This is a genomic window from Proteocatella sphenisci DSM 23131, assembly GCF_000423525.1.
In the GTDB taxonomy this organism is placed as follows: Bacteria; Bacillota; Clostridia; order Peptostreptococcales; family Filifactoraceae; genus Proteocatella; species Proteocatella sphenisci.
This window is the reverse complement of sequence record NZ_AUID01000002.1, coordinates 162032-175648: the sequence shown is the minus strand read 5'-3', so window position 1 is coordinate 175648 and position 13617 is coordinate 162032. Positions and strand designations below refer to the sequence as shown.

At 35.3% G+C, this 13617-nt stretch carries 11 protein-coding genes and 1 pseudogene; 9 read left to right on the top strand and 3 right to left on the bottom strand.

From position 1 onward, the window contains the following. A pseudogene (locus tag G558_RS14145) lies at window positions 1-207 on the bottom strand (hypothetical protein); the annotation flags it as partial. A 139-nt stretch (window positions 208-346) separates the two neighbouring features. Continuing rightward, window positions 347-1609, bottom strand: a complete 1263-nt coding sequence (locus G558_RS0101765; protein ID WP_028828635.1) for a DUF1343 domain-containing protein — start codon at window positions 1607-1609, stop codon at window positions 347-349. Between the two features lie 147 nt (window positions 1610-1756). Between G558_RS0101765 and G558_RS0101760 the strand changes: the two genes are divergently transcribed. From G558_RS0101760 to G558_RS0101725, 8 genes are all read left to right on the top strand, one after another. Next, window positions 1757-2482, top strand: a complete 726-nt coding sequence (locus G558_RS0101760; RefSeq protein WP_036931368.1) for an ABC transporter ATP-binding protein — start codon at window positions 1757-1759, stop codon at window positions 2480-2482. A gap of 38 nt (window positions 2483-2520) precedes the next feature. Next, the gene (locus G558_RS0101755; RefSeq protein ID WP_028828633.1) at window positions 2521-4881 is read left to right on the top strand and encodes an ABC transporter permease; all 2361 of its coding nucleotides are present in this window, start codon (window positions 2521-2523) and stop codon (window positions 4879-4881) included. 12 nt (window positions 4882-4893) lie between these two features. Continuing rightward, complete coding sequence (locus G558_RS0101750; RefSeq protein ID WP_028828632.1) at window positions 4894-6126, top strand: efflux RND transporter periplasmic adaptor subunit; 1233 nt, start codon at window positions 4894-4896, stop codon at window positions 6124-6126. A 56-nt stretch (window positions 6127-6182) separates the two neighbouring features. Further along, on the top strand, window positions 6183-6851 hold the full coding sequence (locus tag G558_RS0101745; protein WP_028828631.1) for a histidine phosphatase family protein: 669 nt from the start codon (window positions 6183-6185) through the stop codon (window positions 6849-6851). 2 nt (window positions 6852-6853) lie between these two features. Beyond that, window positions 6854-8029 (top strand): cation diffusion facilitator family transporter, encoded by a 1176-nt coding sequence (locus G558_RS0101740; RefSeq protein ID WP_028828630.1) that lies wholly within the window; start codon window positions 6854-6856, stop codon window positions 8027-8029. Between the two features lie 22 nt (window positions 8030-8051). After that, on the top strand, window positions 8052-9215 hold the full coding sequence (locus G558_RS0101735) for an AI-2E family transporter (RefSeq protein ID WP_028828629.1): 1164 nt from the start codon (window positions 8052-8054) through the stop codon (window positions 9213-9215). 81 nt (window positions 9216-9296) lie between these two features. Continuing rightward, the gene (locus G558_RS0101730; RefSeq protein ID WP_028828628.1) at window positions 9297-10373 is read left to right on the top strand and encodes a M24 family metallopeptidase; all 1077 of its coding nucleotides are present in this window, start codon (window positions 9297-9299) and stop codon (window positions 10371-10373) included. A gap of 94 nt (window positions 10374-10467) precedes the next feature. Beyond that, entirely contained in the window at window positions 10468-11442 is a 975-nt protein-coding gene (locus G558_RS0101725; protein ID WP_028828627.1) for a PhzF family phenazine biosynthesis protein, read from the top strand. A gap of 78 nt (window positions 11443-11520) precedes the next feature. On the opposite strand, the gene G558_RS0101720 is transcribed toward G558_RS0101725, so the two are convergent. After that, the gene (locus G558_RS0101720) at window positions 11521-12912 is read right to left on the bottom strand and encodes a GTP pyrophosphokinase (protein ID WP_028828626.1); all 1392 of its coding nucleotides are present in this window, start codon (window positions 12910-12912) and stop codon (window positions 11521-11523) included. 170 nt (window positions 12913-13082) lie between these two features. Here G558_RS0101720 and G558_RS0101715 point away from each other — a divergent pair, with 170 nt between their 5' ends. Next, a complete protein-coding gene (locus G558_RS0101715; RefSeq protein WP_028828625.1) occupies window positions 13083-13574 on the top strand; it encodes a deoxycytidylate deaminase in 492 nt (163 codons plus the stop codon). Window positions 13575-13617 lie beyond the last annotated feature (43 nt).

Genomic DNA, 13617 nt, shown 5'->3' with positions numbered 1-13617 from the left:
GTAAAGCAATACTGCAAATAACATAATAGGGTTATAGCCTTTTCTTCCCTTGTTTGAGTATCTAGCCAGTAAGCTAGAAAAATCGAAATCCTCCAATACATTTATTAGGGTATAGACTGGATCGTCAGCAGGTAAACCTATTGTGTAAAGATTAAAATTAATAACCTGTTGTCCTTTTTCAAAAAATTGGTTATAATATTGTTTCATGGGCAGTTATATTATAAAATATAACGGGAAAAGATGGCAATATTATTTTGTCATTTTTTTTTGTTTTTTTTTGCATTAAAAAAAGCGAACTAGTCGCTTTTTTCTTTGGGGGCTATTTCCCGACAGCCCCCTTTTTGGATCAATATATTAGGTATTTTTCTCTCACTGATTTGAAATTATTCAATTCATTTTGGTAACTTTCTATGATTTTTTCAGCGCTCCATTTGTTTCTAAGAGCATTTCCGAATTTATTTCCACCCCAGATCTTTTCAAACATAGGTATAACCCCATTTTGTTCGGTTGGGATAGTAAGTGTTTTCATTGAATTTGCAGTAGAAATAATATATATAGAAGTTTCAACGGGGTTATATTTGTGAAAATTGGTTATATTAATTCTGACACCGCCCCTGGTCCCCCTGGTTTCAGGAGAAAAGTTAACTCCTGAAAGGCCGCTCGAGTTAAGTTTGTTTGCAAACTCAAGTGAGTTTATTCCGGCAGATCCTACCCATTTAAAATAATCATCTTGTCCCACACTGGTACCTTCGCCCATACCTGCTGCAATGTAGCAAAAGGCCGAATATATATCAGGTATTTTTGGAGACGTAGCCACAAATTTAAGCCCTGTATCTTGCCATATCATGTCTCTTGTATAGTTGTCCATAGGAACTACTGTAATGTCAGCACCTATTTTTCTGTTAAAGAACTGAGCCAGTTCACCAGAGGTCATACCATGAGCAAGAGGCAGATTGTCAACACCTACAAATGTAAGGTATTTATCCTGAGCAATATAGCCGTCCACGGTATTTCCGCCAATTGGATTAGGCCTGTCAAGGATGATTACAGGTTTGCTGTATTTTTTCCCAGCTCTCATTACATAGTTTAGAGTTGACATATAGGTGTAGGTTCTTGAACCAATGTCTTGCATGTCAAATATAATGACATCTACATTTTCCACCATGGCTTTGGAGGGTTCTCTAGTCTTGCCGTAAAGGCTGTATACAGGCAGGTTCAGAGTTTTATCGACATAGGAATCGACATATTGTCCTGCAAGTACTTTACCATCGAGGCCGTGCTCTGGAGAATATATGGCAGTAAGCTCAGCTTCTTTATAGTTGTATAATTTGTTTACAGTTTTTACCATATTTGAATCGACCCCGGTCTGATTTGTCACAAGTCCCAGTTTCTTTCCCCTTATCAGGTTAGAGTATTCGCTGAGCAGCCTTTCATTTCCAAGGATGACTTTTTCTGACTGGACAGGAGGGGTTTTATCCTCACGAGGAATCACATAATTGGAAATAAATTTTTCCAGATTGTCAAAAGTATTCTGCATTGGGCTTAAAGCAAATGCAGACGACGTACTCAGGAGGAGAATAGAAATAAATAAAGATGCAATTTTTTTCATAAGTTTAAATCCTTTCCTTTTCATATATATATATTGTACCACAAAACCCTTACATGTTTATTTCAAATCACAATCATTGGGTATAATAAATAAGATGAATATTAAATTTTGTGCTAAACAAACTGGAGACTCAACAGAGGTAATCAAATGGATAATAAGTCGATTAAAAAAGAAGTACTTATAAAGGGCATAAATATTAAAAAGACATATGTAATGGGAGAAGTAGAGATAAAAGCGCTCGACAACGTTGATTTTGAAATACATAAAGGAGAACTGCTTGTTATATTTGGCCCATCAGGCTCTGGAAAATCAACAATGCTTAATATTATTGGAGGAATGGACAATCCGACTGAAGGCCAGCTGTATTTTGATAAAAAGCCCGTCCATGACATGAACAAAAAAAACCTTACATTATATAGAAGAAAGAATATTGGATTTATTTTTCAGTTTTACAATCTGCTTCCAAACCTTACAGCACTTGAAAATGTGGACCTGGCAAGAGAAATATCAGAGTCGCATCTCAAATCCGAAGATATGCTTGAAAAAGTAGGACTTTCAGACAGAAAAGACCATTTTCCGTCCCAACTCTCAGGAGGAGAACAACAAAGGGTGGCCATAGCAAGGGCACTTGCAAAAAATCCGGATGTTTTTTTATGCGATGAGCCCACAGGCGCCCTTGATTCAAAATCTTCAAAAGCGGTCCTAAGGGTGCTTTATAATTTTTGCAGAGAGTTTTCAAAAACCGTGATAATCATAACTCATAATAATGCCATTGCCAACATAGCTGACAGGATAATGGTACTAAAAGATGGAAAGATAATAGATATAATAGTTAACGAAAATCCATCTGATATAGATGATGCACAAATATAGCTTTGACAGTAGAGGCAATGCCACTGAGGGAGGCAAACATGATTTTGCTTAAAAAAATATTTAGAGATCTCAGGACAAACAGAGCTGCAAATATTGCAGCGACAATATTGATATCTATTGCGCTGATTATATATTCATTTATGTCCAACGTAAATGAGGTATTAAATCTGTCAAAAGATGTTTTTTATGAAGATTCAAACTTCGCTGACGTATTTTCTGAAATCAGTTCATTTCCAAGAGAAAAAATCCGTACTCTGAGAACTATAGAAGGGGTTAAAACTGTAGACGCAAGAGTAGTAGTAGATTTTATAGTAAAAGACAAAGAGTCTCAAAAACTGGTAGAAAGCAAGTATATCAGGTTTTTTGCAGGAGGGACATCTTTGTGTAAATATATTGTTGAAAAAGGAAGACGTCCTTTGTATAACAATGAGATAGTAATAGATCCAATATTTGCAGAGGCAAATGGATACAAAGCAGGAGATAATATAGATATAATTTATAATGGTAAAGTGTCTAGCCTTTTAATCACTGGCATCGGGCGAAGTGCAGAAAATATATTTACAACCAGGGATGCTTCGGAGATGCTTCCTGACAGCAGCCTGTTTGGCATAGGATATACAGACATAAATTTGGCAGGAAATCTGATTGGAGATGAAAGTTTTAATAATATAATATTTGAGCTTGAGGATGGATACCTTTATTCGGATGTAAAAGAAGAGATAAGCGCAATACTTAAACCCTACGGACTTATGAGAATATATAAAGCCGAAGACCAGCAGAGTAATTCGATCATGAAAATAGAACTCGAAGCCATAGCAGCGATTTCAACCTCAATGCCAGTTATGTTTTTACTCATAGCAGGGGCCATAGTCTACATTATGCTAAAGAGGCTTGTAGAGCTTCAAAGAGGCCAGATTGGACTGCTTAAGGCATTTGGATTTTCTGATGGCCAGATATTGTTTCATTATATAGTATATGTTTCGATAATGGGAATATCAGGTGCAATCACAGGAGCAATATTAGGGACTATGCTCTCAAGTGCGCTTATGGGCACGTATAAACAATTTTTTAATATGCCATTTGTATCCGCTGATGTAAGTTACAAATATATATTGATATCAATCATAGCGGCTTTGATTTTCAGTGTGATTACAGGATATCTTGGGGGACGTGAATCAGTAAAACTTTCACCCTCTGAAGCCATGAGACCAAAGAGTCCTGTAAAATTCAGTAAAAAACTTGGAATAGAAAAATCCAAATTTGTAATGGATGCGCTTGAGATGACAGGAAGAATAGGACTCAGAAATCTTGGGAGAAATAAGTCAAGAGGCATATTTATTATCCTTGGGGTTTCATTTACTGTAGGCATATGCGCCGTTCCATGGACACTTATGGGGCAGATGCTTCCTATGGTATATGACAGATATGACTACGTTGAAAAATATGACATAAAGGTCCAGCTCAGTGGATTCAGAGACATTGAAAATACACTTGCCGAGATAGAACAAAATAACATAAAAAAATCAGAAGCACTCATAGAAGTCCCTGTGACCTTCAGAAAAGATAATTTGAAAAAAGACAGTATTCTGGTAGGCTTAGATGCAAGTGGAATCTTGTATACGCCAGTGGATTCTGAAAAAAAACAGATAAGACTCAAGCCAGGCCAGCTTTCTATAACACCTAATATAGCCAAGAGCATAAATGCATCAAAAGGAGACTATATTTATATGAGTTCTCCTATGTCAAAATACCCGGAAGAAGAAACTGTGATAATGATTTCTAATATACAAGAACAACTGATGGGTTCCAACGGTTATATGAATCTGGACACTTTATCGCAGATAATAGGATATCCAGGCAGAGCAAATAAAATAATAATATCATCAGATGAGGAGTCACAGATAGATTTAAAAGAAAAGTATATAGAAAGCCCCTATGTAAGCGGGATAAACATATCTGATTCAGTTATAAAGACCATGGAAAAGATGATGGGACTGGTTATAATCGAAATACTCTACCTTGGCATTATAGCTGTAGTTACAGGATTTGCCATAACATACAATTCAACTATTACAGTCATATCGGAAAGAGAAAGAGAAATGACATCGATGATGGTACTTGGCATGAGTGAAAAAGAAGTTTTTGATATAATAAGCTTTGAACAGTGGGTACTGTCCATATTTGGAATGCTGCTTGGGGCCCCGCTCACACAATTCCTTCTCACTCTGATGATAGGCTTTCTCGATACTGATATGTATTATATTCCAGCAAAGTTTGATGTAAAGTTCTATATGCTGGCTATCTTGATTACAATTTCAGCCGTTGTATTTGGTCAGGTGGCGGCTTTTAGGAAGATAAAAAAACTAAATCTGGTAGACGCACTTAAATCCAATGAATAAGGAGACCTTATAATGAAGAAAAAATATAAGATTATTGCAGGCGCCTTAATATTACTGGTGGCTTTGGCCGCTGTAATAAGTATTGTATATAAGGAAGAAAAAATTACGGTTATTGAAATAGGAGAGAAGAAAAACTTAAAAGAGACCGTAAGAGAAACTGGTATAGTAAAGTCGGGAAGAACGATTTCGCTGTCTTCTTCCTTTGATGGAGAGGTAGATATATTTGCAGAGCTCGGTGACAGGGTAAAAAAAGGCCAGCTTATAGCTGAAATAGATCCTGAAAATATAGAAAATGCAGTTTCTCAGATAAATGCACAGATAAGTTCAATCACAGGTCAGAAAAATGCAACAGGAATGACAAACCCACAAAGCAGAGAAATCGAAGCTCAAAAAATACAGATTGAGAATATAAAAAGCAATCTGGAAAAAGCAAAAACAGATATGGACATATCTCAGGAACTTTTTGAGTTGGGGGGCTTGTCTGAAAGTGAAATCAAGTCTATGGAAAATGCATTAAAAAATATGGAAGCGGAATTAAAAATACAAGAAAAGAATCTTGGAATAATGCAAAAAAACTCATCGGCTATGAATACCTACTTCAATGGACAGATCCAAAGCCTTCAGAGTCAGAAAAATGCCCTGCTTTCAAAAAAATCAAAAGCGCAGATTTTTTCTCCTTTTGATGGGATAATAACATCGTTAAACTTCTCAGATGGAGATTTTGTAAGCCCACAGCGCGCGGTGGCGGAGATAAGTTCTTCTGATGACAAAACTGTAATTTCGGAGATAGGGGCAGACGTGGCAGCGGAATTAAAAGAAGGCGATACAGTAGATATAATATATGAAACAAAAAATACAACAAAGGAATTTAAAGGGGAGATAGTTAAAATATCAGATTTTGCCCTTACCAGGACGTCGAGTCTGGGGCTGGAAGAACAGAAGATGATAGTAGAAACATCATTTGAAGGTGAAACATATATCCCTGTAGGATACAGCCTGGATATAAAATTTACCACAATTGACAAGCCTGATACACTGTCTATACCTAAAATGAGTATATTTGAAAAAGATGGAGAAGACCACATCCTAAAGGTGGAAAATGGCAAAATAAAAATCCAGAAGATCAAATCAGGAATTGAGACAGCTACTATGACAGAAATATTAGAAGGAATAGATACAGGAGACATTGTAGTGGCAGAACCAGACAATGAAAAACTTAAAGAAGGAACACGAGTGACTTACTGATAAAAACATAGTATAATGTAATACAAACTAATATGGATAAGGAGATAAAAGACATAATGAAATTATATTTAGTAAGGCACGGAGAGACACAGTGGAACAAAGAACATATTCTTCAGGGGCAGCTTGATTCTCCTCTTACAGAAAAAGGAGTTGGAGGAGCAGTAAAGATAAGAGAATCACTTAAAGATATTGAATTTACAAGAGTATATACAAGCCATCAAAAAAGAGCAATGGCAACGGCAGATATTATCCTTGAAGGAAGGGCTGACACAACATACATTATAGAACCTGATATAGCGGAAATGTCTTATGGTGAGTGGCAGGGGAAAACAATGGAAGAAATATGCAGCACTCCTGAATCGGAACAGGATTATCTCAACTATTTTAAAAAACCAGAAAATTTTGTTCCGGTAGAAGGCGGGGAAGGTTTTGACGATGTTATAAAAAGAGCAGAGCTTTTTATTGACAGACTCCGAAATGAACATGAAGACGATGATGTAATACTGGCAGTATCGCATGGAGTATTCATCAAGGCACTTTTTGTAATGATAAGGAATTTAGAGATAAGCAAATTCTGGGAAAAACCATTTATAACAAACTGCAGCATAAGTATTTTTGATCTTAAGAAAGATGAGATAGAAATAATAAGCGAAGTAGACACATCACATCTTGGAGAACATCAGGTTAGCACTGCAGAAACTGATTATATAAAAAAGAAAGTGTAGATATGATAATAGAATTCATAATAAAGAAATTTATAAAAAATCATGAAGACGTAAATAACCGTAAAGTTATTAAATCCTATGGTTATCTGTGCGGGATAGCGGGGATTATAAGTAATACCATCCTTTCACTAATAAAAATAGCAATAGGCCTATATATAAACAGTATTGCCGTTATAGCAGATGCAGTAAATAACATATCCGACATAGGTTCTTCAGTGGTGGCTATAGTTGGGTTTGCTGTTTCAGACAAACCTGCTGACGAAAAACATCCATTTGGACATGCGAGGGCGGAATATCTATCTGCGCTCATAATAGCTGTAATGGTTGTCTTTGTTGGATTTAAGTTTCTAAGCACATCAGTAAACCGCATCAGATATCCAGAAAAAATCAACTTCAGCTATATAACACTTATAATTCTGTTTCTTTCAATAGGCATAAAAATATGGCAGGCAAGATTATACTCGACTTCAGGAGAAAAGATAAAGTCTTCTTCACTCAAAGCCGCGGCAGCAGACAGCAAGAGTGATATACTTACGACTTCAGTCGTTGTATTATCTCTGCTAAGCTCAAAACTGATTTCGTTTCCAATTGACGGTTATGTAGGTCTTATAGTATCACTTTTCATTATCTATAACGGCTGGAAAATAGTGACAGATGCAATAGATCCTCTTATTGGGACGGCTCCAGACAAAGAACTAGTTGAAAACATAATAGAAAAAGTAGAGTCATTTGAGGGTATAAGAGGAAGCCACGATCTTGTGGTACACTGTTATGGAGGAGGTCGAAACATAGCGACTATCCACGCTGAAGTATCAGATAAGATGAATATTGTTGATGCTCACGAGATTATAGACAGAGCGGAGCGAGAAATATCCCAGGCACTATGTATTGATCTTATAATTCATATGGATCCGATAAATTATGACGATATAAAAGTAAAGAAATTATATCACGGAACAAAACATATAATTTCAGAAATGGATAAAGAACTTGATATACACGATTTTAGAATTGTACCTGATAAAAACGGCGTAATTATATTTGATCTTGTGGTACCATCCTTATACTCAGAGAAACAGATAGCAGATACAAAAAAGCATATAACAGATAAGCTGAGATTAAATTTTGATGTCAGTGATATTATAATTACAATTGACAAAAATAATATAAATATTTAATTTTTATGACAGGAGACAAATAATGGCAAGGCTTGTAATAAAAAAAGACATACTGGAAAGATCGCTGTCAAACCTGCTCGCATTTTCAGGAGCTATAATTGTGTATTTTGTAATTCTTAATCTATCGGGCATATTTAAGGGAATAGGAAATTTCACAAGAATGATGTCCCCTTTTGTATACGGATTTGTAATAGCCTATCTTCTTAAAAATCCAATGAAATATATAGAAAAATTTTATTATAGATTAATCAAAAAAGAAAAATATAAAAAGCTTATAAGGGGCTTATCTATAAGCACGACGCTCCTGTTTTCAGTAGTAGTTTTGACGGGCTTTGTTTCAATTATAATCCCCCAGCTTTCAGACAGTATATCGATTTTCATATCAAATCTTCCCTTGTATATGGAAAATGTAGACAATTTCACAAAAGGGATAGTAAACAAGATAGATTTCAATTCAAGCCTTGTCGAACAGTTTCTTTCTGCCTTTCAGACACTGATTTCGAAGACATCAGAGATTGTATCCAAGCTGCTTCCAGCTGCTGTAAATATCCTGCTTTCGGTTTCAGGAAAGCTGGTGGATATAATAATAGGAATAGTAGTATCCATATATTTTCTTGCTGGAAAAGAAAAGTTTGCAGCGCAAATAAAAAAGACCATATTTGCACTAATTCCTCAAAAGTCAGCAGACTATATACTTGAAAAAGCGCAAATGACAAATAGAATCTTTTCAAAATATATATCAGGGCAGCTTACCGATGCGGCAGTGCTTGGTATAATATGCTTTATATCTATGAGCGTATTAAGAATGCCATATGCCCTGCTTGTAAGCATGATAGTAACTGTTACAAACATTATACCGGTCATAGGACCTTTTATAGGAGCGGTGCCATCAATATTTATAATATCTATGGTAAGTTTTCCAAAAGCAATTGGATTTGCCATACTTGTGCTTGTACTTCAGCAGTTAGACGCAAATATACTGGTTCCAAAGATAATAGGAGACTCTACTGGACTTTCTGGTTTCTGGGTTTTTCTGGCTATTTTTGCAGGTGGAGGTATTTTTGGAATTACAGGAGTTATACTTGGGGTACCAACTATGGCGGTTACCTACAACATAGTAAAAGAAATCATAGAAAACAGACTTTGTGCAAAGGGAAAGCCCAAAGACACTTCGCAATACATGTGATTTTTTTTATTTGGACATTAGCTATTTTTTGATGTATCATATAAGTAGCAACAAAATATTAATACTTAAAGGAGAAATAACATGAATCAAGTAAGACTATCAAAAGTAATGGAATTGATGAAAAAACAGGATTTAGAGCAAATACTGATTTCAGATCCAGCTGGAATATTTTATTTAACTGGGAAGTGGATTCATCCAGGTGAAAGACTTCTTTGTCTTCTAATCAAAGCAGGCGGAGATCACAAAATATTTATCAATGAATTGTTCCCTGTTACAGATGATCTTGGAGCAGAAAAAATCTGGTACAATGATACACAAGACGGCGTGAATTTCGTAGCTGAGCATACTGATTCTTCAAAAGCACTTGGAGTAGACAAGGTATGGCCAGCAAAATTCCTTCTTAGACTGATGGAACTTAATGGAGCATCAAGCTATATTAATGGTTCAGAGATTCTTGACAGAGTAAGAATGAACAAAGACGAAGATGAAAAACAAAAAATGAGAATAGCATCTGAACTTAATGATAAAGCTATGGGAAAAATTCAAAAAGAGCTTGTTGAAGGCATAACAGAAGTAAAGATGTCTCAACTTCTAGCAGGAATATATGAAGAACTTGGAGCTGATGGATTTTCATTCAACCCAATCATAGGATTTGGAGCAAACGCAGCAGACCCTCACCACGATATAGATAAAACAGTTGTAAAAGAGGGAGATTCAGTAATATTTGATATCGGATGCGTAAAAGACTCATACTGTTCAGATATGACAAGAACAGCATTTTACAAGTCGGTTTCTGACAAAGGAAGAGAAGTATTTGAAATAGTTAAAGAAGCAAACCTTAGAGCCATAGCAGCAGTTAAGCCAGGCGTAAGATTCTGTGACATAGATGCAGCAGCAAGAGACTATATAACAGAAAAAGGTTATGGAAAATACTTTACACACAGAACTGGACATTCAATTGGTATAGAGTGCCATGATTATGGTGATGTATCATCAATCAATACAATGCCAGTAGAAGAAGGAATGATATTCTCAATAGAGCCAGGAATATACCTTTCAGGTGAAGTTGGAGTAAGAATAGAAGACCTTGTAATAGTTACAAAAGATGGATGTGAAGTACTTAATAAATATCCAAAAGATCTTTTAATAATAAAATAATCTGAGTTAAAAACAAGATTAAAAATAAGTTCGGGATGCAATTATTGTGTCCCGGATTTTTAGATTTAAAATAAGCAAAGGATAGAGGTCGAATATGAATATAAAGGTAATTACATTAAATTCATTTGCAGTAAACAGCGGAGGCGGAAATCCGGCAGGAGTAGTTTTGGATGCATCATCACTGACTGATGAACAGATGCTTGAAACAGCAAAAAAAGTAGGGTTTTCAGAAACAGCCTTTGTCATGGACTCAGAAAAAGCTGATTTCAGACTAAGGTTTTTTACTCCCGAAGCTGAGGTGGATCTTTGCGGCCATGCGACCATAGGAGCTTTTTATGCTATGTATGACAAGGGAATAATAAAACCTGGTAAATACAGACAAGAAACCCGTGCTGGAATACTATCTGTTGAAGTATGGGAAGACGGCACCGTTATGATGGACCAAAACTCACCAGAATTTTTTGATATGATAGAGCCATTTGATGAAGACTACGTTTTGGTATGTAAATCTCTGGGAATAAAAGCTGAAAATACAGGAATTAAAAATTATGTAGCGGATTTAAAAAATAATTCTATGATTATGAAATACGTAGAAGGCCCTAATATTACCCAGAAGATGCAAGTAGTTTCCACGGGGTTAAAGGATTTGATTATTCCAGTAGAGAGTTTAGCTTGCCTTAAATCAATAAGTCCGGATATGGACCTTATCACAGAGATTAGTAAGAAATATGACATAACAGGATATCATGTCTTTACACTTGAGACTGATAATGACCACTATACTGCCCAGTGTAGAAACTTTGCTCCACTCTTTGGCATAGACGAAGAATCCGCAACAGGAACCTCAAGCGGGGCTTTAGCGGGATATCTTTATGAAAATAATCTTAAATCTAAGATTAGGCTCAATGGAACTATTAACATGAAATTTGAGCAAGGCTACACAATGGACAGAGCATCCCTTATAAGTGCAAGCCTCAATCTAAGCGTACTTAATAAGAACACCGTAATAGAAGCCGTAAGAGTTGGTGGCAAAGCGATGGACATAAAAGAACTGAGTCTGGAAATATAAAAAGACCTGCCGTGAGAAACATAAGTAAAAACAGTGTATTTGCACTGACATACTTCTCCGGCAGGTTTTATTTTAATATTAAGCTATAGATTCAGACACAAGTGCTTCAAACTGATGAAGCTCAGTGCTCTTGAAATCTTCCCATTCATCTACTGTAGAACAAGTTTCTGATATAGAAAGAACAAAATTTGCAATCTTTGAGCATATAGAAAGGAAATTATCCTCATAGATGATGTTGATGGTTTCGACATTAGCAAGTGAGCGGGCTATAGCGGTAATAATATCATCCTTTATATAAGAAGCATCAGAAGAATTGAATTTTGAAAAGATAGGTTGGTACAGGTCTGCATCAGCATATCTTGCTTTTATTATAGAAAGAAAACGTTCAAAGTCATCGATGTTGCTTCCAGGTTCTATCTCAAAAAGGATTTTAAAGAAAACATTCCACTCGAAATCGATATTTATCATTTCAAGAAGTTTGTTACCAAGAATCTCTCCAAACCTGCTCTTTGGTTTAAATTTATGTTCAAAGTATACTGGAGTTTCAAAATCTATAAATCTTTTAGAAATATAATTTATACGAGTAAGGAGTTCCAGCATTGTCTGACTTGAAAGATTTTGGTAGACGATTTCATTTTTTACAAATATATACTGGCTTAGTATATCACATGCTTTTTTGAAATCTATTGTAAAACCAATATTTTCATGCATTTTCTCAATAAAAATATCATTGATAGACTTGGCTAATATAAGCTTTGAAAATTCTTCATTTAAAACCTTATCAGGATTTTTCTGAGAAGACGAAAGACTGTTCATTTGATTGTATATGAGTGCAATTTGCTTATCTATGGACTCGAGATTCTGATGTATAGAACTCAGCATATCCTTCATAAAGCTGTCTATAAGCATGTAATTGTTATTTTTATATATTACTTCGTGCTCTATATCAGACCAGAAGGAATGTACAAGAGACTTGATCTGAAGTTCAAAATTAATTTTTTCACCATAAGAATAATAATGTCCGTCAATTCTATATATGGAAAACCCGTTTTTTTGCTTCTGAGGCTGGATTTCAGATAGATTAAGGTATATAGGCATATTTTTAAGCTCTTGGTTGTAATACCATCCATCTACGTCAGTATCAGAAAAAAACTTTTTTATAATTTCAAAGATATCAATTTCTTCGTGCACAAAACGGCAGAATATCATTATTCCGATAAGGTCAGGAAGATTATCCAAAATTTCCTCCGAAGTCCCGTGTTTCTGATAAAGTTTGTTTCTTAGAATCTTTTCTCTAAGGCTCTTGGATGATTTTACTCTCCTGTTGACACTTACAACAGGCTGCATTTTTTCATGCATTAGTGCCTCAAAAAAAGCTGATAATTTATCAGATACAGATTCATAATGGGGTGACATCTCCTCAAGAATGTTAACTGTTCTGTCAATAGTTTCAAAAAACGATAATTTCATGAAAACCTCCCTTAAGTAAATTATATCTACAAAACTATTATATAACAAAACGTTCAAATGTTCTACCAATATAGATAAAATCTAATATAAATGATAAATTACCAATTCTTTGCCATAAAGTATAGCTTTAAATTCAAAATTGATGTAAAATAAGTATTTGGAGGGATGACGTGAGAAGAGAGAAAAACAACTACTATCTTGACATAGCCGAGGCAGCAGCAAGCAGAGGCACCTGTCTGCGGAGAAATTATGGATGCATAATAGTAAAAAATGATGAAATTATTGCAACTGGATATTCTGGGGCACCAAGAGGAAGAAAAAACTGTACAGACCTGAACTATTGTTACAGAGAAACACTCCAGATTCCAAGAGGCCAGATGTATGAAAAGTGCAGATCCGTTCATGCCGAGATGAACGCCATTATTTCTGCGCCCAGAAAAGACATGATGGGAGCCAGCCTCTATATGGTTGGAAAAAACTATAAAGACTCAAATTATGTGGAAAACGCAAACTCCTGTTCTATTTGCAAAAGACTGATAATAAACTCTGGTATAGACAAAGTGTACATAAGAGACACTAAAGATGAATATAGAGAAATAGAAGTAAGACATTGGATAGAAAATGATGATAGCCTGATAGAAGATGTAAATGCGGGATATTAATAATGTAAAAAATGATGATTAAATAATTACAAATTATTGAGGT